At 65.8% G+C, this 24,166-nt stretch carries 9 protein-coding genes and 4 pseudogenes; 9 read left to right on the top strand and 4 right to left on the bottom strand.

Annotated elements, in window-relative coordinates; all coding sequences use genetic code 11:
- Nucleotides 1-832 precede the first annotated feature (832 nt).
- From OG521_00215 to OG521_00200, 4 genes are all read left to right on the top strand, one after another.
- Nucleotides 833-1,786, top strand: a complete 954-nt coding sequence (locus tag OG521_00215; protein ID WUW19289.1) for a hypothetical protein — start codon at nt 833-835, stop codon at nt 1,784-1,786.
- 2,128 nt (nt 1,787-3,914) lie between these two features.
- Entirely contained in the window at nt 3,915-4,232 is a 318-nt protein-coding gene (locus tag OG521_00210; GenBank protein ID WUW19288.1) for a hypothetical protein, read from the top strand.
- A 260-nt stretch (nt 4,233-4,492) separates the two neighbouring features.
- Complete coding sequence (locus OG521_00205; GenBank protein WUW19287.1) at nt 4,493-6,712, top strand: helix-turn-helix transcriptional regulator; 2,220 nt, start codon at nt 4,493-4,495, stop codon at nt 6,710-6,712.
- 6 nt (nt 6,713-6,718) lie between these two features.
- Nucleotides 6,719-7,276 (top strand): XRE family transcriptional regulator, encoded by a 558-nt coding sequence (locus tag OG521_00200; protein WUW19286.1) that lies wholly within the window; start codon nt 6,719-6,721, stop codon nt 7,274-7,276.
- Nucleotides 7,277-7,492: 216 nt separating this feature from the next.
- On the opposite strand, the pseudogene OG521_00195 reads toward OG521_00200, so the two are convergent.
- Nucleotides 7,493-8,221, bottom strand: a pseudogene (locus OG521_00195) (HNH endonuclease family protein).
- A gap of 82 nt (nt 8,222-8,303) precedes the next feature.
- Here OG521_00195 and OG521_00190 point away from each other — a divergent pair.
- The 3 genes from OG521_00190 to OG521_00180 all read left to right on the top strand — a co-directional run bounded on the left by OG521_00190 (nt 8,304) and on the right by OG521_00180 (nt 19,248).
- The gene (locus OG521_00190; GenBank protein WUW19285.1) at nt 8,304-9,005 is read left to right on the top strand and encodes a hypothetical protein; all 702 of its coding nucleotides are present in this window, start codon (nt 8,304-8,306) and stop codon (nt 9,003-9,005) included.
- A 628-nt stretch (nt 9,006-9,633) separates the two neighbouring features.
- On the top strand, nt 9,634-17,607 hold the full coding sequence (locus OG521_00185; GenBank protein ID WUW19284.1) for a polymorphic toxin-type HINT domain-containing protein: 7,974 nt from the start codon (nt 9,634-9,636) through the stop codon (nt 17,605-17,607).
- A gap of 777 nt (nt 17,608-18,384) precedes the next feature.
- Nucleotides 18,385-19,248, top strand: coding sequence for a Dyp-type peroxidase (locus tag OG521_00180; protein WUW19283.1), 864 nt, complete (start codon nt 18,385-18,387; stop codon nt 19,246-19,248).
- 454 nt (nt 19,249-19,702) lie between these two features.
- Here OG521_00180 and OG521_00175 read toward each other — a convergent pair whose 3' ends face one another.
- Entirely contained in the window at nt 19,703-19,891 is a 189-nt protein-coding gene (locus OG521_00175; protein ID WUW19282.1) for a hypothetical protein, read from the bottom strand.
- Between the two features lie 135 nt (nt 19,892-20,026).
- Here OG521_00175 and OG521_00170 point away from each other — a divergent pair.
- Nucleotides 20,027-20,569: pseudogene (locus tag OG521_00170) on the top strand (transposase).
- Between the two features lie 29 nt (nt 20,570-20,598).
- Here OG521_00170 and OG521_00165 read toward each other — a convergent pair.
- Nucleotides 20,599-21,759, bottom strand: a complete 1,161-nt coding sequence (locus OG521_00165) for an IS30 family transposase (GenBank protein WUW19281.1) — start codon at nt 21,757-21,759, stop codon at nt 20,599-20,601.
- Between the two features lie 50 nt (nt 21,760-21,809).
- On the opposite strand from OG521_00165, the pseudogene OG521_00160 reads away from it, so the two are divergent.
- Nucleotides 21,810-22,556 (top strand): annotated as a pseudogene (locus OG521_00160) (IS256 family transposase).
- Between the two features lie 16 nt (nt 22,557-22,572).
- Here the strand turns inward: OG521_00160 and OG521_00155 are convergent.
- Nucleotides 22,573-24,077 (bottom strand): annotated as a pseudogene (locus OG521_00155) (transposase).
- Nucleotides 24,078-24,166: the final 89 nt, after the last annotated feature.

Genomic DNA, 24,166 nt, shown 5'->3' with positions numbered 1-24,166 from the left:
TGAGGCAGTCACTTTCTGCTTCCTTCCAGATCGTTTCGCACGATTCGACCTGGTATGAGAGTTCCTTGCAGAAGGTGTGGCCGCTCTTACTCGGCGCCGCGGCCGTCAGCTGGCGGAGTACTTCGATGGCCTGTCCTTCGCTGACAGGCGGGGCGGCATCGGTCTCGCCTGTGGTGGTAGAGCTTCCACAGCCTGCCGTGAGTGCTGCCGTGAGTGCTGCCGCGAGTACAGCGGCGGCAAGCGTTCCTCTGTTCCGCATAACTTTTGTCCCCCTATTGGGCGTTCCGGCCTGGAGTGACCCCCGAATGCGGAACGCTTACCCAGTGGTAGTCAGGTGATTCGATTCCTTCAGGTTCCCCGGTGGGTGCATCGGAGAAACAGAGGATGACGGAAAAGGGGTGTCAGCGCACGCGGTTACCCATAGATTTGAGGCTAAGTTGAGGTTCGCCTCACCAAGATTTGCCACAGTTGGTCAAGACGTTCTAAAGGAGCATTGAATTTTTATAGGTAGATGCTAGGGCCCTTGATCATGGTTCCGAATTCTTATTTTTAGTCAGACTGGCTGGTTTTGGTGAGCGAGGCCGCCAGGCTGGTTCGCGGCCTTTGAACGTAACCTCAGATTAAGCTCAAGACTTTCGACTTGACGTGTACAGCTGGACTCAGGCGTGCCATATTTCTGACGCACACAATCAAAGGGGTGGGGAAAAAAATGGATTTGAGTAATCGCCGACACAGACTTGGCGCCGTCGTATCAGCTGCGGCGTTCCTCTTCGGTGGGATGCTTGCAGTAGAGCCCGCATCCGCAACAACAACGGCCACTGCACTGGACACAGTGAGTGTCACCTCGACGATCTCCAGCGACATCACAAGCACGACTGCCGGCTTAGCCGTGCTGCAGGAATTCGCCACCAACGTGGCCGAAGTCTCGCCGGAAACCGCTGCGAAGACCTCTGAGCAACTGCAGGCCGACTATCGTGTTCTGCAAGTCGATATGAAGAGGGTCCACGCCCAGGCGTCGCCCGGAATCCCCTGCACGGATGCCGATGGGTACGCCAACGCAAAGGACATCCTCGTTGCCCCGCGAGGCGCTACGGGAATCCGGTACCAAATCGACGAAGACCAGGCCAGAGACCCCAATTACAACCCGGTCCTGGCCACGAACCGCTGCAACCTCAACATCTTCTGGGAAGAAGCAGACACGGGTGACCTTGACGACCCGGATGTCGGCACCGCAACCCGCCCCTACGATTCGAAGTACGCAAGCGACTGCTTCGCTCGCAAGAGGTACTACGACAATAGCTTCGGCTCGAGCGTGTACGCGAGCTACAACGACGCCTGTTACGGCGACTACATCGTCAAGTACGACGGCAACGCGACCTGGAACTACTTCACCGTCAAGAACATGAGTTCCTGCAAGAACTACAAGGCCACACGACTGACATCTTGTGGGCACGGGATCCAGCCCTATTACCCGACGTCCAAGGGCACTCGCTACTGGGACGACTGGGCACCCACCTCGGACTCGACGGGCGACTGCCGAAGCAAGAGCGTCAGCGTATCTGCAGGCCCCATCTCCATCGGCGGCGACTACACGCACTGCGAACTGCAGAAGATCTACAAGTACGCCGAGGCCGGCAAGATGAGCTCGTACTGGAAGGGCATGAGGGACGGCACCCGAGCAACGCAGCACCAGGTATCGGTGAGATACCCGCAACACGCCGGTTACCCCCACTGGAGTCACTGGCTGAATTCCGACGCTTGCCTCGCCTGTGTGGGCACCCATTAGGAAAACTAGCGTGTCGCCGGGCGGGTGGAAACTCGACCGGCGGCACGCGCCTCCATGTTGATCGGGTATCAGCCTGGTCGGCAAATACCCGCCGGCGAGAAGTGTCCATTCGGAGGCCAGTAGGCCAGCCTCGCCCTCTCGCTGGTTCCGCAGCCCCATCTGATGCAGGAGGCACTGCACATGCACAACATCAAGATCATAGTCGCATCCGGACTCGCCGCCGCGGCCGCATGTATCGCTCTGTCGGCGGCTCCCCCGGCCCACACTTCGTCCGGAGAAACCCATGCTTCGGCAACGCTCTCAGTGGCGAACGCACTGCCCGTAGAAACCCCCACTGAAAACATCCCGCAAATTGTCATAATCTCCTGGTAGTGGACAACTGGGAAAGTTAGGTGCCGAGGGTTTCTTTGTGATACGAGAGCCCTTTAAAGGGTAGAAGTCCGGCCGGTCCTGGTATTCTGTGCCAGGACCGGCCGCATGACCGGGACACTACTTCTGACTGCATCATCCAAGTGGGTGGGCAGGTGAAGATCTGCAAGGTTTCATCTGTGTAAGCAATTTAGAGTTCACCCGGTTAGGGAACCGCATGACGTCAGATAGGAACACTCCCGTCGAGCTCCTCTCTGTTACTGACCTGGCGGTATCAAAGAGTCGACCCTGTAGTGGATAGTCTTGAGCGCTATCTCCAGCACCCGGCCAAGCGAAACGGTCTTCCTCCTGACTGCTCGCTACCCGCTCACCAAAGAGAGCCTCATGCACGAGCCGCACAGCGCCAACCATGACCGCCCCACCTCCCCGGGAGGGGGGCGACCGGTCAACCTGGACGTACCCGCTGACAAGCAACAATCACCCGTGCGGGACCTCGAAGCCCCAACGACGGTTGCACGGCGCCTTCGGGCTGAAGCGGAAGCAGATCTCATAGCAGCGGCAGAGAGACTTGCCCACATCCCCAACGTAGGTATGTCCGCTGGCTTTGATGAATTCAGCAGTGTTCACAGCAATCCTGGAGCGGAATTCCTGCCAACGGGAAATGCTGTTGCGACGAGAGTCAGGGACCTTGCCATGCAGGCAACGTCCGAGCTCTTCTTGGCTCAGCCCAGCACGCCAGAACCCGGCGACCTTGAAATCGCATTGGGCGCATTGGGCTCGGCGGAGTCTTACCCAGGAGGCACGGAGGCCCGTATTCTCTACCGCCCTGTGGCACTCGACTGCAGGATAACGCGGGATGGAGTTGCCGACCTCATCAAGCAGGGAAGTGAGGTTCGTGTTACCAGTTCGCACTTTTTGCGCATGACTGTAATTGACGGTAAGCACTTGATTATCGGAAATGTTGTCCCGGAGGGTGCCGTGGGCAGTGGCTGGCACATCACAGATCGCAACATAGTCCTCTGGGTGCGGGAGGTCTATTTAATGCTTTGGGGTGAAGCAGCCAATTGGCTATCTTTGGCCGACCCGGGTGAGCCCACGGTCACTACCGAACGGCAGCGACGCATACTCCGAGAACTCGAAGCAGGCCGCCCGCAGCACGAGATCAGTAGACGGACCGGGCTGAAACAACGAACTATAGAACGGGAACTTCTGTCCCTGCGGGAGCGGCTCGGTGGGTGGACCATTTACCAGGTCATGTCCTGGTGGGGGCGGTCCGCCGAACGGGACACGCTGTAACAACGGCTAACAACATGAGGCGGATCGGTCGAAGCGTGGTCACGAACAGCGGGGCAAGCGGTACGGCATCGTTCTGAGCGACATTCCCGACACCTGGTCCCGCTTGTAAGGTCCTGGAGCAGGAAAGCGGGCGGGCAGCAGCCGGCCGGGTTCCCGGGCGGCAGCTCGCCCTGGAGGACACGCAGCACAGCCGCGGTGATGTGGCGCAGCCGTCGGCAGATGTGACGCCTGAGCAGGTGGAGCAGGTCCGGACGTTTCTGCTGACGTTGCCCGCGTCGTGGGTGTTGGGCCCCGAGGCCGCGCTGCGTCTGGCTCCCCTGCTTGCGGACAAGGCGGTCGAGCGCGGCTGGGGCCTTGATGAGCAGCTGCGCCAGCAGCTGATGTCGAACCCGGGTGGCGGCCAGAATGCGGCGAACTCAGCCGGGTTGGTGGTGCGCCGTACCTGCACCAGCTGGTGCAGGCGGTGCCGACCGCCACGTACTACGCCGTCGTCGTCCACGAACGCGCCGTCCTGCGGCGTCTGGTGACGGCTGGGGGCCGGATTGCGCAGCTCGGTGCGGCGGGGGAGGGCGGCCTGGACGAGATCCGCTCAGCGGCCGAATCGGAGCTCCTGGACGCGCTCAAGGGGCCGGACCAGACCTCCGGGTACGCCCCGGTCGGTACGGACGTTCCGAACTTCTGGGACAGCCTGGAGACCCGGATGGCGCTGACCGGTGTCTCGACCGGTCTGTCGGACCTGGACGCACTGACCGGCTGGGCCGGGGCGCGGTCCGCCCGCTGACCAGGCGTGGTGAGTGGAACTCGCCACCGCCGCCGAACTCACCATGGCCGCCCGACGGTCGCGGTGAGCAACTGCCTGGCCGCGGTGATTGTGCGCGCCGTGGACCGGGCGGGACGTCTCCGAGGTGACGTATCGAGCCTCCGACCAGGAGCACGGAACCGGGCACCCACCGCGGTGACTAGGAGACAGACGCATTTTGTACGCAATAGGCACGCTATTCGTACGCTTCATGGGTTAGGATCTTGCTCAGGAGGTGCTTCATGTCCGAGTTGTTCGACCGGATCGATGCGCTGGTCGCGTCCCGGTCTGTGCTGCCGCCGCCGGCGGAACGCAGGCGGCTGCGCCAGGCGCACGGGCTGACGCTGGACGAAGTGGCCTCAGCCCTGGACGTTCGGCGGGCAACCGTCAGTGGCTGGGAGGCCGGTAAGACCGAGCCTCGCCCGCCGGAGCGTGACGCGTACGCCCGGCTGCTGGACAAGCTCGCGGAGCTCTACCCCGCCGCCGCGGACGCGCCCGTTCAGGACGACGAACCTCCGGCCGGAGCGCAGCCCTTGTCCACAGGGCCAGCACCCGAGGTCGGGGACATGACTGCAGCCGAGCACACCCTTGCTCCTGCCTCTCCTCCTGTCGCCGCTGCTCCGACGGCCGTGACGCGTCCGACGCGCACCACCAGGCCGACATCGTCGTCACCATCGGGCCGCTCGGGTGCAACGAAGGCGGCCCCGGCCGCGACCGTAGCGAGCAACGGGGACTCGCGGTTCGAGAACGGGCCGCTGGCCGTCTTGGACGTCGAGGACGACAAGGTGGTGGCGTACTGCGTCGGCGGCCTGATCCTGGACGTGCCTGCCAAGAGCCTGCCGCCCCTGGTGGAGTGGACGCTCAAGGAGGCCCGACTCGGGGCGCCGAAGTTGTCGGGGCCGGGCAAGGATGCCGACCCGCTCCTCGTGCTCACCGAGGCCGCGCTTAAGCGTTACGGCCTTCCGGTCGCCCTCACGGAAGAGGAGCGGCATGCCGGGCGGATTCCGGAGGGCCACAAGGTCATCAAGCAGCTGGCCCGTGCGGAGTGGAAGCTGACCAAGCGCGGGTTCGGGCCGTGGGCGCGGATCTACCGCCCCGCGCAGGGTTCGGAGCGGGCATGCGTGCAGTTGTGCATCCCGTCGTGGAACGCACTGGACTCCCGGCACTGGGGCGAGGCCGCACAGCTCCAGCCGGCGGACCTCGCCCGGGTCCTGGGTGTGTACGCGTCCCGGGTGATGACGCCGCGCGGCTCCACGGCGGTGACCGGTCTGGAGCTGATGACCGCCCTGCACCCGCCGACCCGCGCGTCCGAGCCGGGCACCGACGGCAGGCGGCACTCCGAGTACAACCCCGGCAGCCTGGGCAAGGACCCGGTCGACTGCGCGCCGTGTGAGGCCCCCGACGGCCACCCGCTCCTGGCGGACCTGCCGCGCTTCCACGTGCGGGGCCCGTCGGAGAAGTTGTTCGAGGAGGCGTGCGACTGGGCGCGGCCGATGACGGATGCCGAGTGCACCCTGCGTCACCTGGTCGGCATCGACGTGAACATGGCCTTCGCCGCCGGCGCCAACGGCCTGATCGTCGGCCTGGGTGCGCCGACGCACATCAAGAAGCCGGTGTTCGACGCGAAGCTGCCCGGCTCCTGGCTGGTCGACCTCTCCCATGTGGGCCTGTCGCGGGTGAAGGTCGGCAAGGACAAGTGGGCGGACCTGGACGCGAGTCTGCTGCCAAGCCCCTTCACACCGAAGGGCGAGCAACCGCAGGGTCCGGCCTGGTACGCGACACCCACCGTCGCCTACGCGGTGGAGCTCGGCTACGACGTGACGCCGATCGAGGCATGGGTCCGGTACGACAACGGCCGCTACCTGGACGGCTGGTACCAGCGGCTGCGTGACGCTTTCCTTGCCACGATGGCCGACCTCGGGGTGCACGCGGACCTGGCACCGGCCGATTTCCTCGCGGCGATGAACGGCTGGCGGCAGCCTGACCCCAAGCTGGCGATCGTTGTGGACGCGGTGAAGGCGACGGTGAAGGGCGGCCTGGGCAAGCTGCGCGAGCGCCCGCGCGGTGAGGGCTGGAAGCCGGGGCAGCCGTGGCGGGCCCTTGCCCGGCCGACGTGGCGGCCGGACATCCGCGCGGCGGTCATCTCCCGCACCCGGATCAACCTCCACCGCAAGATCGTCAAGCATGCCGCTTTCACCGGGCAGTACCCGGTCGCGGTCCTCTCCGACTGCGTGGTCTACGCGGCCGACGGCACCAGCCCGCTGGACTTCCTGCCCTACCGGGACGGCAAACCGCTGCCGGGCGGGTTCAAGCTCGGCATCAACCCGGGCCTGGTCAAGTGGGAGGGCACCCAGGACGTCCTGTGGGGCGAGGAGGTCCGCGAGCGGTTCGACGCGCCGGCACTCAACCTCGCCCGGTACATCAAGGACGGGCAGGTCACGGACAAGGACAGCGGGGAGTAGCAGGCGATGAGCATGTTCGCAGACGGCCTGGACCAGGCGGTGCAGCGGGCGTTCACACGCCCGGTCCCGAAGTCCGCCGGCGCGCAGATGCGGTACCTGGTCAAGCAACTCAAGGGCACCAGAGCGGTCGCCCAGCTGCTGCGGGTCTCCCAGCGCACCGTCGAGCGGTACGTGAAGGACCAGATCAAGAAGCCCCGCCCGGACCTCGCCGCGCGCCTGGAGCGCGAAGTGAAGGCGCGCTGGCAGCCGCAAATCCGGGCCAAGGCCAAGGCGCGGGCGGCGACGACCGGCGGCATCGTCATCGACACCCGCGCCCGGCTCGGCTACACCGCCCCGATCGGCTCCACCGACCAGGACCGCATCCGGCACCTGACCGTCGCCCTGCCCCCCACCTACGCCGCCCGCCTCTTCGAGGCCCAAGAGGCAGACGCCAGCGACGCCCGCCTCCAAGAGCTCGCGGCTGAGGCACTCAAGGAGGTGTACTTCCAGGACGGCGGCCGCCGCGCCGGAAGCCTGGAGGAGGTCCGGTTCACGGACATCGAGCACCTCGAGTTCGACCTGTAGATCTCGGACACTGTCTAGGGGTGGTGCAGGTGCGAGGGGTGCTTGTTTGGGTTGTCACCTGCGGGGTTGGTTGCGCGACGATCTCGGGGTGAGGGTGGGGGAGTGGGGGTTACGTTCGGCACGGCCTGGGGTCGCTGCCGCGCAGCCACGCCCTGCTCCCGGCACGATCTGCCGGGAGCAGGGCGCAAACGGGTGCGGGCCCCTGCGTGCTGAGGGTTATGGTGCGGGTTCGTAGGTGACGGTGGTGCCGGAGCAGTCCTCGGCTGTGCCGAGCAGAGCCTGGCGCTCGGCGTCATCCACCGCGAGGTCCTAGCGGAGTTTCGTGCCGACCCAGGTCGCGGCGTAGGTGCAGTGGTAGGCCGCGTTCGTGGGCATCCACTGGGCGGGGTCCTTGTCGCTCTTGGACCGGTTGGAGGCCGCGGAAACCGCGATCAACGTATCCGGGCTGCCCTGGTCGTTGGCATAGGCCTCGCGCCGCTCCGGGCTCCACGCCGTCTGCTCGGAGTCGAAGACTTCGGCGAGCGGCACGAAGTGGTCCACGTCGAGCTTCCCGGCGTCGGTCACCACCAGGCCGTCGTACGCGCTGCGCCAGGCCCCGCCCGACAGCTTGCAGCCGGCCGCGACCGTAGGCGCTTCGACGGCCTCGGCGAGGATGACCTCGCGGCGGGTGTCGCAGCCGTCCGAGGGCAGCAGCCCGCGGTTCCAGTGCTTGTACAGGTCCCGCTTGTAGCCGTCCCGGTGCTCCTCGGCGACGGGGAGCCGGTCGATCGCGTCGAACAACGCCAGCGCCACCCGGACGCCGGGGGCGCCGGCGGGAGCCTGTGCCGGGGCATACGACGTGAACGGCTGCTCGTCCACCGGCGTCCCGCCGAGAGCGCTGGCGGGGCCGGTGGTGGCGAGCAGGGGCAGGGCGGCGAGAGCGAGCGCGGGAAGGCCGCGCCTCATCAGGAAGATCATCACGGGTCGTGATGTAACAGCCGCCCCGTGCCGCACGTGAGAGGGATGACGTTCCGTCACCCGATCGCGGGTGCAGGTTCACCTGAAGAAACGGATCACCAGCCGTCGGTCGCTGGGTGCGGGCCAGTGCTGTGACCGCAAAGGTCCACCGGGTCTGGGCCTTCCGCTGACACTGGCAATTCAGGAGTATCGAAGGATGGGGAGTCGAGGGGATCTGGCCGAGGAGTTCCGGGCGGAGGCGGGGGCCGCGTTCGCGTTCTTGGTCGAGGACGCCGGCTTCTCAAGCCCGGAGCAGACTGACGTTGGGCTTCGGTTTCGTAGCGTCGGCCTGCACGTGGAGGTCTGGTTCCTGGAGGGACGCGAGGCCATGGTGACGACGCTGGTCACCCCGGTCTCATCGGACGGCACGAGGGGCAGGGGAGTATGGCTGGACGAGTTGTATGTCGCGAGCGGATGCGGCCCCGCTCAAGACGTCCCCGGCTCGGCCCCGACCCGGCGAGCCACGCTGAAACGAGTCCATCAGCATGCGGCTGCACTGCGTCGGCTCATGCCACAGCTGCTCACCGCTGAGGGTTCGGCACCCTCGCCATCCAGCCGTGGTCTGCTACGGCACACCCTCTACCTGGAGGAACTCACCCATCGGATCACCGTCGCCTGGCTGGATACCGCCGTGCGCTGCGGACCCGCTGAGCTCCAGGACCTGTTCATCACGGCCCTGGCTCTGTGTCAGCTCGACGAGTGTGGCCAGGATCCGCTCCCGGTCCAGATGTGACATGAGTACGGCGCGTCGCGAGCGATGTGCCTGATTCGGGTCACGTCAGGTGTCGGCGAATGACCGGCGTGACCTCCCGAGAACTTCACTCTGCTGCGGTGCTCGCATCCTGGACTGTGGTGCATGGGCTTCGGTCATCTCGAAGGGGTTGGGATCAGAGTGTGAGAAAGGTGTGATTTCTGGCGGAATCGGGATGAAGCTGAGTGTGAGACGTCCATCCTCGATACGGAGAGTGGTTGATCGCTGTTTCGTGCCCGGCTGTGAGTGTTGTCGTGGCCTGATCAATCCTGTGAATGGGTGGGATGCCTCGGCCGTCAGGTGTGCGCCACTGTCTGTGTGTAGCTTGTGACGGTCCGCGTGGGGAATGCGGGTGTCATGGGTCTTCAGTGACCTGTGTGGGGGCTCTGGGGAGGGCGCAGTGCGCAAGCACGGAGAGCTGTTCGGTATGCGTGGGTCCGGACGTTGGAGATCGCTGACGATCGGTGCGGTCCTTCTCGCCCTTGCGGCCGGAACGATCTCCGCCGACAACCCACCTGGCACGTCATCAGCCGGCCCCGCTGCGAGCACATCGCCCGCTCCGGCGAATCCTGTGCCGACGCCGAGCGTCAGCGGGGGAGTCAATCCGAAGGTGACTTCCGCGGGCGAGCCCGCGGTGGCGCCGGCGGCTGCGGACGCGCCGACGACGGATGACGCCGTGTACGCGTATGACGCGACGGGCCGTCTGGTCGGGGTGAGCGATCCCGACGGGGAGACGGCCCGGTACCGCTTTGACGAGGCCGGGAACCGCCTGGGAGTGGACCGGTTCGCCTCCAGCACGCTCTCCGTCCTCTCGCTGGTGCCCGTCCGGGCCAAGGCCGGTGGCACGGTCACGTTGTCGGGGACGGGCTTCGCGTCGACTGCCGCGTCGAACTCGGTGAAGTTCGGTTCCGTGCAGGCGCAAGTGGTGACCGCTTCCGTGACCCGGCTCGAGGTGAAGGTCCCCGCGGGCGCCGGTGCGGGCAAGGTGTCCGTCACGGCAGGCGGTGTCACCGTGGCGTCTCCCGAGACGTTCACCCTGGCAGCTTCGGGTCCTTCGCTTACGGCGATCGCTCCGGTCAGTGGCCTGGCGGGTGCTCAGGTGACTTTGACGGGGACAGGGTTCGCGTCCGTGAGGACGGACAACGTGGTGAGGTTCGCCGGCGGGGCCATTGCGCAGGTGACGGCCCGAACAGACACGTCCCTGACGGTGAAGGTTCCGCCGGGTGCGGTGTCCGGACCGGTAGAGGTCTCCACCGCGGACGGATCCGCGAAGTCCTCGGCCACGTTCGCGATGCTCTCGGGCGGGACGTCGGAGTTCGAGACCACGGTCACGACGTCGGTGAGCGACGAAGCACCGCCGACCGTTGCCGTGACGACGCCCGGCAACAAGGCTCGGGTCCTCTTCGACGGGGACGCCGGCCAGGACATCAGCTTCGGCCTCTCCCGGTCCACGTTCAACAGCACCGTGACCGTGCGCCTCCTGGACCCGCAAGGAGTGCAGGTCGACGGCACGAGCATTCCCGCGACCGGCGGGGACTGGGATGTCAGGGACCTGCCGTTGGGCGGCCGCTACTCGCTGGACATCGAGCCCGGTGCAAGCAACATCGGCTCCGCGACAGTCACGGTCTCCACGACCACTGGCGGCAGCCTCGACTTCATCGCTCCTGCCCTGCAGACGCCCATCACCCGCCCGGGCCAGGACGGACGCTGGTCCTTCACCGGATCCATGGGCCAGTCACTCAGCATCGGTTTCGCATCCTCCGGCTTCACCAAAGCCCTGGCGGCCCGGCTGTACGGGCCCGACGGCAAACAGATCGTTCAGGCCGACACCAACATCCAGGCAGGCTCCGCCGGCTCCTTCGATATCGATGCCCTGACCCAGTCCGGCGAGTACGTGCTGATCGTCGACCCGGATTTCGCCGGGACCGGAACGGTCAGCGTCACCGCCTCCACCTATGCCCAGCTCGGTGTACTCGACTCTGCCGGACCCGCGGCGAACCTCGTCATCGCCCGCCAGGGCCAGGACGGCCGGGCGGAGTTCACCGCCCAGGCGGGGCAGCGCTTCCAGCTCTGGCTGCAAACCAGCGGATCCATCTCCTCGTTCAAGGTCGGTATCTACCGGCCTGACGGAACCCCGCTCTACGAGTCCAGCGTCCTCGCCTCCACGGCCAGGGAATGGGACAGCCCGGCACTGCCGGCCACAGGCACCTACACCATCACCGTGTCACCCGACAAAGCGGGCACCGGAACGATCGCGATGACGCTGTCCCGGTCCCTCGAGGTCGCCCAACTCGCCCCTGCCGCCAGCCCCGTGCTCGTGGAACTCACCCGCCCCGCGCAGAATGCGGAGTCGGTCTTCCAGGCGCAGAGCGGCGACGACCTGTCCTTGGGCATCACCAAGAACACCTTCACCAAAACGGTCTATCTCTCGGTGATCGCACCCTCGGGGAAGACCGTCATCGACGGGCAGTTCATCACCGCCGGCGCTGACGCGACAGTGGTCCTGCCGGATCTGGCGGAGTCGGGCACCTATCTCGTGGTGGCCAACCCCTACCAAGGAGCAACCGGAACCCTGCTCCTGACCCTTTCCTCCGACGTAAAGGTGTCCCTGGCCACCGACGGCGCAGCCACTGCCATCTCGGTGGTGCGCGCAGGGCAGCGCGCCACCGGAACGTTCACCGCCACGGCTGGGGACGACCTGTCAGTCGGCGTCACGGGGAACACCTTCACCAAGACGCTGTACGCGTCAGTGGTCGCGCCGTCCGGGAAGGTCGTAGTCGACAAGCAGTACCTCTCGGCGGGGGCGGACAACACGGTTGGCCTGCCCAACCTTCCGGAATCAGGCAGCTACCTCGTCACCCTCGAGCCGTTCCAGGCCGGTGTCGGATCCGTGAACGTGACGCTGTCCACGGACGCCCACAACACCCTGGCGGCCGACACAGCCTCCGTGAGCGCGCACGCGCCCCGCCCTGGTCAGCGCATCCAGGCCGAGTTCACCGCAGCTGACACTTCGCTCGGCTTCGCGATCACGGACAACACCGTCGCCAAGAGCACAGAGGTCTACCTCGTCACCCCGGCCGGTACCCAGTCCAGCCTCGGTTCCGTCTCGGGCAAGACGGCCGGCACCAAGTACCTGACGGGCCTGACGCCCGGAGCGGCCTACACCCTCATACTCCAGCCCTTCCAGGCGGCAACCGGCGACCTGAAGATGTGGCTGTCCACACCGGTGCAGGCCGGAACACCGACTGCCACCACCGCGGCGAGCGGCACCGTCAACCGTCCCGGCCAGCCACTGGAATTCAAGTACACCGCGGCAGCCGGAGACGGCGCGGCGATCCGCTTCTCCGGAACGCCGGCCGGCAGCTCGACGATCGCCTTGGTCACGCCGGACGGGGCCGTGGATACCAACGCCTCGTCCTTCTCGTCCGGGAGCGGAGAGGTGGACCTGCTGGGCGCCCTCACCGCGGGCGCCCACCGGGTACTGCTGAACCCGGACCAGGCCATCACAGCTCCTGTCACCATCAGCGGAACCCTCGTGCCCGACCGTGTGGCCGGTTCCCTGACCATCGGCGGGGCCAAACTGCCCGCAGCCATCACCGCTGCCGCCCAGAACGGCCGGTTCACCTTCAACGGCACCAAGGACCAGCTCCTCACCGTCGCAGTGGACGCACCCCCCTACCCCTGGTACCTGTCCGTCCGCGGTCCGGACGGCAAGCTACTGGTGGACGAGCGCTACCTCGGCAACACCACCCTCACCACCGCCCTGCCGAAGCTCCCCGTCAGCGGCGTCTACACCGTGACCGCCGACCCCAACGGCCTGGCCACGGGCACCATCAACCTGGGCATCAAAACAACCGGCACACTCGCCACCACCCAAACCACACCCATCACCGGGGCGAAGGCCGCTGCGTCGGTGGCGCCGCAGCCGGCCGTCGTTCCCTCAGGTCCTGATGCGTGGCAGCCAGGGCAGGCGCAGCTGGCCGGCCGTGACTGGCTCACGGCCCGGGGTGATGCCCCCAAGGCTCCGCAGCGGCTCAGGGCCCCGCCCGGAAAGACCGCTCTGACCGGTCGCGTCCTCAAACTCGACGGCACACCCCTGGCGAACGTCACCGTCACCGCGGGCACCAGGACCGTGCACACCGATGGCCAGGGCAGGTTCCTGCTCGCCGGGATCAGCGACAGCACCGCCACCGTGGTGGTCGACGGGGCGAGCGCGAACACCGCCGAGCGCCAGTACGGCCGGTTCGACATACACGTCCAGCCCACAGCAGGCACGACCACCGACCTCGGCTTCCCGGTGTGGATGACCCCGCTGGACACCAAGCACACCGTCAAGTTCACAGCCCCGGCCAGGACCGAAGTGGTCCTGAAGACCCCCAAGATCCCGGGCCTCGAAGTGAGGATCCCCAAGGGATCGGTCGTCCGTGACGACAAGGGCAAGCCCGTCACCGAACTCGGCATCACCGCCATCCCGATCGACCGGCCGCCCTTCCCCCTGCCCAAGAACAGCGTCGTACCGGTCTACTTCACCGTGCAGCCCGGCGGCACCTACGTGTTCCCCAAGGGCGCCCAGGTCATCTACCCCAACTACACCCACGAAGCACCCGGCACCCGCGTCGACTTCATGGACTACGACCCGGAGAAGAAGGGCTGGCACGTCTACGGGCACGGCAAGGTCTCCACCGACGGCCGCCAGGTCCTGCCCGACGCCAGAACCCGTATCTGGGCCTTCCACGGTGCCATGTTCAACATCACCGACCTCCTCCCGTGGGACCTGTCCTGGATCAAGGACACCATCGACTGGCTGTCCGGCGACCCGGTCGAGCTCGGCACCGGCATGCTCACCGACTCCCGCACCGACCTCGCCGTCGCCGACCCGCGCGGCTCCGCCGAGATCACCCGCACCTACTGGCAGGGCGACACCCACAAACGCGCCTTCGGAATCGGCCGCGACCTCACCTACAACGCCTTCCTCCACTCCGAGGAGCAGTACAAGGAAGTCGACCTCTACCTCCCCGGCGGCGCCAAGATCCACTTCACCCGCACCTCACCCGGATCGGGCTGGACCGACGCCGTATTCGAACCCCTCGACACCCCCACCGAATTCCAGGGCTCGAAGATCGTCAACGTGGATGCTCAGTGGGAGCTCCGCTTCCGCGACGGGACCGTGTGGATCTTCCCGCAGTACGCGGCCCTCAAGGAGATCCGGGACCGCCACGGCAACACCATCAAGCTCACCCGGCGCGACGGCAAGAAGGGAGAGATCACCCGCATCGACACCCCGGGCGGGCACTGGATCTCCCTGGACTACGACGCCGACCACCGCGTCAAGACAGCGACCGACAACACCGGCCGCACCACCGCCTACACCTACGACACAACCGGACGCCTGGAAACAGTCACCGACCCGGCGGGCAAGCCGAGCTCGTACACATATGACGGCACGTCCAACCGGATCGCCACCGCCAAGGACGCCCGCGGCATCACGTACATGACCAACACGTTCCAGGATGGAAAGGTCAAGGAGCAGGTCCTCACCGAGGGGGCGAAGTACACCTTCGCCTACACCCAGACCGGCACCGGAAAGATCACCTCCACCCAAGTGACCCAGCCGGGCGGCGCGGTGCGCCGAGTAGAGTTCGACACCGCCGGCTACGGAGTCCTGGACACCGCCGCCTACGGCTCTTCCCTGGCCCGCAAGACCCAGTTCGTACGCGGCCCGAAGCACCGCATCGACGCGGTCGTCGACCCCTACGGCCGGCGCACCGAGCTCACGTACGACGCCAACGGATACGTGACCAAGTCGCTCGACCTGGCAGGCACTGCTGACGCCAGACCTTCGGGCACGGTCGTGTACAACGGCCCGTACGACCAGCCCACCAAGGCCACCGACCCCCTCGGCAACGACACCCTCTTCGGCTACGACGCCGAGGGAAACCTGCAGACGGCCACCGACTCCGAGGGACGCAAGACCACCCTCACCTACGCACCGGACGGTCAGGTCGAAACCGTCACGGACAACGCTGGCGCGGTCAGCGAGTACACCTACCGCAACGGCGAACTCATCACCGCCAAGGACGCCGAAGGCCGCGTATCGGCCCAGTTCACCGACGCCGCCGGCCGGGCCTCCGCCCTCACCGACACTGCCGGCTCCCTCACCACCGTCGCCTACGACAAGCTGAACCAGCCCCGCACCATCACTGACGCCCTGGGGCAGACCACCGGCTTCGACTACGACGAGAACGGCAACCTCACCACCCTCACCGACGCCCGCAACAACACGGTCGGCTGGGCCTACGACAACGCCGACCGCCCCAAGTCGACCACCGACGCTGTCGGCGCACAGGCCACGTTCGAATACGACGCGGCCGGGCTGCTGAAGAAGGCAACGAGCCGCGCTGGGAAGGTCGCAACCGCCACCTACGACCTCCTGGGCCGGTCCAAGACCGTTCAGTACGGGGTCGATATCGCAGGCCAGGCCGAATCGACGGTCGGCTACGACTACGACGGCCACGATCTGCTCAAGCAGATCACCGACAGCCAGGCCGGCAACCAGACCTTCACTTACGACACCTACGACCGGCCCAAGACGGTCACCGGCCCCACCGGCACCGTCGGCTACACCTACGACGCAGCCGACCGCCGCGAAACCATGACGGCCGACGGCCAGACCACCACCTACGGCTTCGACAAGACCAGCATCCTCACCTCCGTCACCACCGGCACCCAGACAATCGGATTCGGGCTCGACGCGGTGGGCCGGGAGAAGACCGCCACGATGCCCGGCGGCATCAGCCGCACCACCGGGTACGACAAGACCGGCATCACCAAGTCCGTCGCCTACGCCAAGGGCACCACCCCCATCGGCGACCTGAACTACACCCGCGACGCCCGCGCCCTGCAGACCGGCCTCACCGGCACTCTCGCCAACGTCGCACTCCCGGCCGCGGAAACAGCAACGGTCTTCGGCAAAGACAACCGCATCACCACCTTTGCCGGCCGCTCCTTCACTTACGACGCGGACGGCCAGCTCAAGAGCGACGGCATCCGCGACTACACCTGGGACGCACGCGGTCAACTGTCCGGCCTGAGCAAGGCCGGCCAGAGCAGCACCTTCGGCTACGACGCCCTGGGCACCCGCTCCACCAAGACCATCGGCGGGACGACGGACAAGTTCCTCACCGACGGCAGCAACCCACTCGTCGAACAGAACGGCTCAGGCGACACCGCCGCGACTGTGGCCACTTCCGGGCTGGACCAGTACCTCACGCGGTCTGAGAACGGCAGCACCCAGGTCTACCTGACCGACGCACTCGGCTCAGTGATCGGACTCGCCAACAGCGACGGCACCATCGCCACCACCTACGCCTACGACCCCAACGGGACGGCCACCCCCACCGGGGCTGTCTCAACCAACCCGTACACCTTCACCGGGCGCGAGAGCGACGACACCGGCCTGCTCTACTACCGCAACCGCTACTACGACCCCGAAACCGGCCGCTTCATCTCCCAGGACCCCATCGGCCAGGCCGGCGGCACCAACCTCTACCAATACGCCCTCTCATCACCCACCACCTACACCGACCCCACTGGCGATAACCCGCTGATCGCGGCCTGCGCAATCAACGGGGCGATCGACGGAGGCCTCAACTGGGCGTTCCAGAGGCTGAGCGGCCGCAAGGTCAGCTGGGGTGACGTCGCCAACGCCGCGCTGATGGGCTGCATGCTCGGTCAGGCAGGCGAGTACCTGAGTCTGGTTCTGGCAACCAGAGGCGCAGGACGCGTGGGGTGCATGTCCCCCAACAGCTTCACTGGTGACACGCCCGTCCTCATGGCAGACGGCAGCCGGAAACCGATCAAGGACATCAAGATCGACGACAGGGTCCAAGCCGCTGACCCGGAGACCGGCGAAGCGGGCCCCCGGACCGTCACGGCCCTCATCAAGGGCCAAGGGGAGAAACAACTCGTCGACCTCATTGTCGACACCGATGGCACCAAGGGCACCAAGGGCACCAAGACCGGCCATCTCACTGCCACCGACGGCCACCCCTTCTGGGTGCCCGCCCTGCATGAATGGGTGGAGGCTGGAGACCTCCAGCCCGGACAATGGCTTCAGACCAGCGCCGGCACGTGGGTCCAGATCACCGCCACCCAGCACCGGGCCGAGGCAGCAACGGTTTATAACCTCACCGTTGATGGCCTGCATACGTACTATGTGCTTGCCGGTTCCGCACCCGTTCTGGTGCATAACTGCGGTGCAGCGCGGCCCGGACTCTTTGCAAGAGTATTCGGGCAGAAGCCAAATGCCACAGTAGCTGACCTCGTGAATATAGAACTTCCCGACATCGGTGGAACGGCTGATAGTGCCAGTAAAGGAAGATATGCTTCCCGGCTTTCTGATAGCAAGCTCCTCGACTCCGTTATGCGGCCGAGAGATCGTGGACATCTGACGGTGGGGCAGAATGGGTCTATGCAGAACGGAAATCATAGAGCGGCTGAACTTATCGCCCGAGCCGCACACCATGCCAGGAGCGGCCGCGGGGGGATATCCTGGGAAACCCCAATATTTATCAAGAATTTCTGATGGAGTCGAGATGATCTGCTGAAGGAGGGTGACTTGCGTCGCGTTACGGCTCGCTCGGCACTCGGAGAGCTGTCAGAAATGGGGTTCCTTGAAATTCGCACGATGGCGCGAACGGGTGAAATTTACATCGAAGACGAGATCCTTGATCCTGATGTTCTGAGTGATGTCAGCACTATGGCGAGGATTTACATGATCTCTGACGTGTGTCACGGTTTTGTTTATTCTTCTCGGCGTCCCCGATTCGCTTTCGGGGAGCGAAACGCCAGAAAGGTCTTGGAGTGGCGTTGGTCAGCCAGTGGGTCAGCAGGCCGTCGCTGGATTCGCTCGCGCTTTCGACTTATCGGTGATGGCTATTCAGAACTACTGGAGGATATTGTCGGTGCCGCGGTTGACGATGAGGGGTGAATCCTATGATCGGATCGAGCTCTGGGAGCCGACATATGGTGATGTGGTCGAAATTCAAGTTGCGTCGCTCGATTTTCGCACGGTGGAATCTTGGTCGACATCTGGGCGTATTGGTCTACTGGGTGATAGCTGAATAGAGGAAGTCTCAAACTGGAGGAGCCGTAATTGGACCGGCGTGCAGTAATCGCAGCCTCGTCAGTCACCCTTGCTGCGTTGGCAGGCGGAGGTCTGGCTGTGGGGCGTGTGGTATCGGAGACTTCAGGGTCAGCCGAGTTGGGCTCTTCTGCGCTCCGGGGGACTGCGCCCCCGCCGTACGCCACGCTTGTCGCAATTGATCGACCTGCCGCCGGGGTAGGCGCTCAGAGGGAGGTTATGAGACGGGTTTTGAGTGGGATCCGTAGAGCGGAGGGTGCTGGACTGGACGCCTGGATCGGGCTCGGTGCGAGCCTTTTCGCAGATGATGGCCGTAGGCCGCGACATCTGAAGGTCATGCCAGTATTCACCGGCGACGTCCTCGACCCGGGCCATTCGCATGGGAGTCTTCTCGTCCAGTTTGCAGGTCGGGATGCCGAGGTGGTCCGGCAAGCCGCCAAGCGTATGTTGTCGGATCTCGCCGGATGGCGAGTGCGCTGGCGTATCGAGGGCTTCCGGGCCGAGAATCGAGTTGAGCAAGGCCGAGGCCTTTCACGCAATCCGTTCCACTTCACCGATGGATTCGGCAACCCCGACGATGCCCGAGGCGTCGTCGATCGCGCCGTGGTGCGGGCCGGTCAGGGCGAGCCTGACTGGTCTGTCGGGGGCAGTTACCAGGTCATACGCATCATTCGGTTCGCGACCGAGCTGTGGGACAAGGACTCCGTTCACGAGCAGGAACGCATCGTCGGACGGCGGCGTGACGGCCGTTGGCTGGATGGAACTCCGACCGAGGAGCGGCCGAACATTGCCGCTGACCCCAAGGGCAGGGCCACACCCCTTGATTCGCATGTGCGGCTCGCAGCTCCCGACCGGCGCAACCCGCCGCCCATCGTGCGCCGTAGCTACAGCTACGACCGTGGAAACGGGGACACCGGGCTGATCTTCTCCTGCTTCCAGCGGGACTTGGCCAAGGGCTTCGAAGCCGTGCAGAAGCGCCTCGAAGGCGAAGCCATGGCCAAGTACCTGCTCACCACCGGCGGCGGGTACTTCTTCGTTCCCCCGCCCGGTGATGGCTGGGTGGATGCTCTGTTCCCCTCGTGAGCGTCGTCAGTAACGGCGGCATGCACTGATGCTGGGGCGTGCCGGAAGGGCACTGCGGAGTCACTGGCCTGCGCCGTGGCGGTTCCAAGCAAATCAATCTGGAACTGGATCAGGCTCGCGATCGTGTCAGGACGCTCCCGTTTGGCGATAGAACGGTGTGCTGCTCTGGCGGCGGACCGGTCGGCGGTTGCCGGCAGGAGGGGCTGAGGTCCGTCGTGCTGAGGCGGCGCCACGCACGTGTTAGGGCGAGGGAACGCCAGGTGATGGGTGGTTGTGCTCGGGTTCTCCGCTGTCGAGTACGCGGAGCAGGGAGGCAGTGACTACGCGTGCTCCGCGGCCGAGGTGGAGTACACGGCAGGGGAACACAGCCCAAGCAATACACGACGGCCGGTGGGCCGCGTTCCCTCTGCCCAAGAGTGCCGCCCGTGCCGTGCGCTGGGAAGCTTCCATGGATTCAAGCGCACTGGACGAAGACCTGTTCGTACCCCTCGACAGCCATTTCACCGTCGAACTGCCCAGTACGGATCCAGAGCCGAACGTCATCGTGTTCCGCGCCTGCCAGGGCGACGGGTCCTACCCCGTCTGGATCGGCCGCACCGATGACCGACGGGGTGGTTGCGTCGTCATCGACTTCCAGCTCCATTCCGTTGTGAGTGGGCGCGTTGGTGGCATGGGGTGGGTGTCAGCAGGGTGGGTGCTTGGTGCGTTGGTCGTGGGGATAGTTGTGGCCGGGACTGTAAAACGATCGGTGTAACTCCTGATCAAGGAAGATGCATCGATGACCAGCGACAACGTGACCGAGGCCGAGGCCGTCAAGGCCTCTGAGCCGCAGCCGGCGAAGAAGGTGGACGACCAACTCATCGACGAGTTGGTCGGCCGCGCTCAGGCCGAGGGCCTGCAGCTGACCGGCGAGGGTGGGCTGCTCCAGCAGCTGACCAAGCGGCTCCTGGAGTCCGCCCTAGAGGGCGAGATCACCGACCACCTCGGCTATGACAAGCACGACCCGGCGGGGAAGAACGGCGGCAACAGCCGCAACGGAACCCGTGGCAAGACCGTGCTGACCGATGTCGGCCCGGTGGAGATAGCCGTGCCCCGTGACCGCGAGGGCTCCTTCGAACCGAAGATCGTCAAGAAGCGGCAGAAGCGTCTGTCGGGCGTCGACGAGATGGTCATCTCTCTTGCCGCGAAGGGGTTGACGACCGGCGAGGTCCAGGCTCACCTGTCCGAGGTCTATGGTGCCGACGTGTCGCGCCAGACGATCTCGACGATCACCGACAAGGTCCTCGAGGGCATGGCCGAGTGGCAGAACCGGCCCCTGGACGCCGGGCGGTTTCCATCAGTGGTTGCGAATCAGCTGGTCAATGGACCTGTGAGCCATTCTTTCATGGCTTCGGCGGGCGTCTTGTCGCCGAGTGCGAGTCGGGGGCGGCGGTTGAGCTGGCGGGCGACTTCTCGCAGATCGCGGGCAGTGTGGACCGATAGATCGGTGCCCTTGGGGAAGTACTGCCGCAGCAGACCGTTGGTGTTTTCGTTCGTCCCCCGCTGCCAGGGTGAGTGGGGATCACAGAAGTAGATCCGGAATCCGGTGAGGGCCTCGATGTCCTGGTGCAGTGTGAGCTCGCGGCCCTGGTCCCAGGTGAGGGTCTGCCGTAGCTGGAGAGGGACGTCAGCGGTTTGCGTGACGATGGCGTTGCGGACCTGCGGGGCCTTCCAGCCGTCGGGCAGGTGGATGAGTCGGACGTAGCGGGTGGTGCGCTCGACAAGGGTGCCGATGGCCGACCCCTGACCGCGCCCGATGATGAGATCTCCCTCCCAATGCCCGGGAATTTTACGGTCGTTGACCTCGTCAGGGCGCTGGTGGATCAGCGTCATGTTCTTGATTTTGTTCGGCGACGGGACTCCTCGTCGCTGCTTCTTGCGGCGGGTGCGGCCGGTGCGGAGCTTGCCGGGCTTGCGTCCGAGCTGGCCGGCGAACAGGGCCCGGTAGATCGTCTCTGGGCAGGCCCGCATCGCGGGCTCGTCCGTGTGCGTGCGGGCAAGGAAGCGAGAGATCTGCTGGGGCGACCACTTGTCGGCCAGCTTCTCGCGCACGGTTGTGCGCAAGGGCTCGCTCGCCCTGATCTTCTCTGCCTTGGGGCGCTGCCTGCGCAGGAGCGCCTGATTGTGGGCCCACCAGGGGTGATAGCGGCCGTCGGGCTTGCTGTTGCGCTGGATCTCCCGGTAGACAGTCTGAAAGCTCTTGCCGACCGAGGCGGCTATCGCCTTGGCGGACTGCTTGGCCTGGAGGCCGTCAGCGATGGCGATCCGGTCGTCCTGGGTAAGGAAGCGCGGCGATATCGGGCCGGGGTCGGGAACGATCATGCTGCCAGCATCGATGAACCGCAGCGAGCCGCAGCTGGTGGAGACCCCGACCACCCGGGCGGCAGCGGCACCCTTGTATCCCTCGCGCAGTAGCTCGAAGTACCGCTTCTTCACCGCGGTCGACTTCTTGTTGGGGGCGTACTTCGGCATCCGAACGCTCTCCTTCGGGAACGTTCGCAACCACCGATAGAACTCAAGCCGTCTATCCAGTGATCTTCATCGACGCGATCCACGTGAAGATCCGCGACGGCGCGGTGGCGAACCGGCCCATCTACGTTGCCCTGGCCGTCACCGTGGAGGGCCGACGGGACATTCTGGGGCTGTGGGCCGGCGACGGCGGCGAGGGCGCCAAGCACTGGATGCACATCCTGACCGAGATCAAGAACCGCGGCGTGAACGACGTCCTCATGCTGGTCTGCGACGGGCTGAAGGGGCTTCCCGACGCGGTGGAGACCGTCTGGCCCCGCACCACTGTCCAGACCTGCGTGGTCCACCTGCTGCGGAACTCCTTCCGCTATGCCGCCCGCCAGGACTGGGACAAGATCGCCAAGCTCCTCAAGCCCGTCTATACCGCGGCGACCGAGGAAGCCGCACTCGAGCGGTTCGCGGAGTTCGCCGACGCGTGGGGCAAGAAGTACCCGGCGATCGTCCGGCTCTGGGAGAACGCCTGGGAGGAGTTCACTCCGTTCCTCCGGTTCGACACCGAGATCCGCCGCGTCGTCTGCACGACGAACGCCATCGAGTCGGTGAACGCCCGGATTCGGCGGGCAGTCAAGGCTCGCGGGCACTTCCCGAACGAGCAGGCCGCCTTGAAGTGCGTCTACATGGCGATCATGTCGCTGGACCCGACCGGCAAGGGCCAGGCCCGCTGGACCATGCGCTGGAAGACCGCCCTGAACGCCTTCGATATCACCTTCGACGGCCGCCTCTCCGCAGCACGCCAGTAACCCTCAACAACCCCAGTTACACCGCTCTTTTGACAGACCCGGACCTAGCGGGCTTGCCGATGGCCTTGAGGGTCTCGGGTCGTTTGACGGTTTTGCCGACGTCGTAGCGGGGTGCCCGGTGTTTGTTCTTGACACCGAGTGGTCGGCCGGGACCCGCTCCTCGGGGTTTGGGAACACGGGCCGGGCAGGCGAGGTGAGCGCGGATGTTCCGAAACCCCCGGCGGACCCGAGCCGGGGTGAGCCGGTCGGAGGCGGTGGGCTTCTCCCAGGGCCGACGGAGTCCGCGGCGAGTGGCCGGGCGAGTCGGAGCTGGGTGTGGGCAACGATCAGGATCCAGGTCCAGCGGTCCGCCGCATCAGGGATGCGGAGTTTCGGGGTGGTCCAGCCGAGCGTCTGCTTCGCGAAACGGAAGGTGTGCTCCAGGTCGAAGCGGCGGAGGAACGCGTGCCAGAAACGATCCACATCATCCGGGGTGGCCCCGGTCTTTGAGGACCATAACCACACCGGCGGAGCATCCCGTTCCTTCGAGAGGTGCTCGACCTTCAGGCGGATCAGCGTTCCCTCAACCAAGGGCAGTTCACCGTCATGGTCGAGCCATGAGGAGCGGTGGGTGAGCCGGGGGTGGACCCGATCCCATGCCTGGGTTTCGGCTTTGCCGTAGTTGGTGGTGTCTGTGACCGTGGTGATCGCGGGCTCGGGCCAGGTCTCCGGCTTGGTGAAGCGGAACTCCGGGCCATGCTTGGGCGGCCGGCCGTTGACGCCGTGCATCCGCGGTGGCATCGGCAGCCGCATCACGCGGTCGGACCGGACCCGGCCGACTAGCTCGACAGGCAGGTCACGCAGGACCCAGGCCAGCCGGGTGACGTCGTAGCCGGCATCGCTGACGATCACGATGGCTGGGTCCCCGGCCCGCCACTGCCCCGTGGCGATAAGCCGTTCAACGACTCCTCGCAGCTGGTCGGCAGTGACCGCGGTCGCGTCGTCGACCGGGCCGAGCCGCACCACGTCCAGGATCGCGGTCCAGGACGTGGCACCCGGCTCCAGCACGGCCACGAAGGAATAGGGCCAGCCCGGGATGAACTGCGAGGCCGTCTTCGCGCGCCCGTAGACATGGCAGAACAGGCGATCGGCTGAGCACGGCGCGTCCGAGCGGAGCCACGGTGACACATCGACCGCCAAGACCAGGCGTCCGCCGTCGAACCGCGGCAAGGGCAGCCCTGCCAGCAGCGTCCGGAGCCGGTCGACGTCGATCCGGCCGCGGTTCAAGCCGCCGTACATCGCTCCGTGCCCGCGACAGTGCTCGGGCAGAAGGGTCAAGTCCACCGGGGACTTCACCGCACCATCGGCACACAGCACCGCGTCCACCAACTCGAACAGTTCGTCGCGCCGAGCGGTCAGACACTCGTAGAACTCGCCCCGGAAGCGTGACGCCTCCGCGAACGCTTCCCTCCGAACAGCATCAGGCAGCAGACTCACCTCACGGCCTTCGTCGTGGTCACGTGCACCTTGGTCGGAGCACATGATCAGACGAAGGCCGCTCCCATGTCCGGTGATTCTCCATGTGAGCGACGCAGTTCGAGGCGCCCTTCGAGGGGGCCCGAACCTCGAGC

The sequence above is a fragment of the Streptomyces sp. NBC_01463 genome (assembly GCA_036227345.1).
Classification (GTDB): Bacteria; Actinomycetota; Actinomycetes; order Streptomycetales; family Streptomycetaceae; genus Streptomyces.
This window is presented reverse-complemented; position numbering and strand designations above follow the sequence as displayed.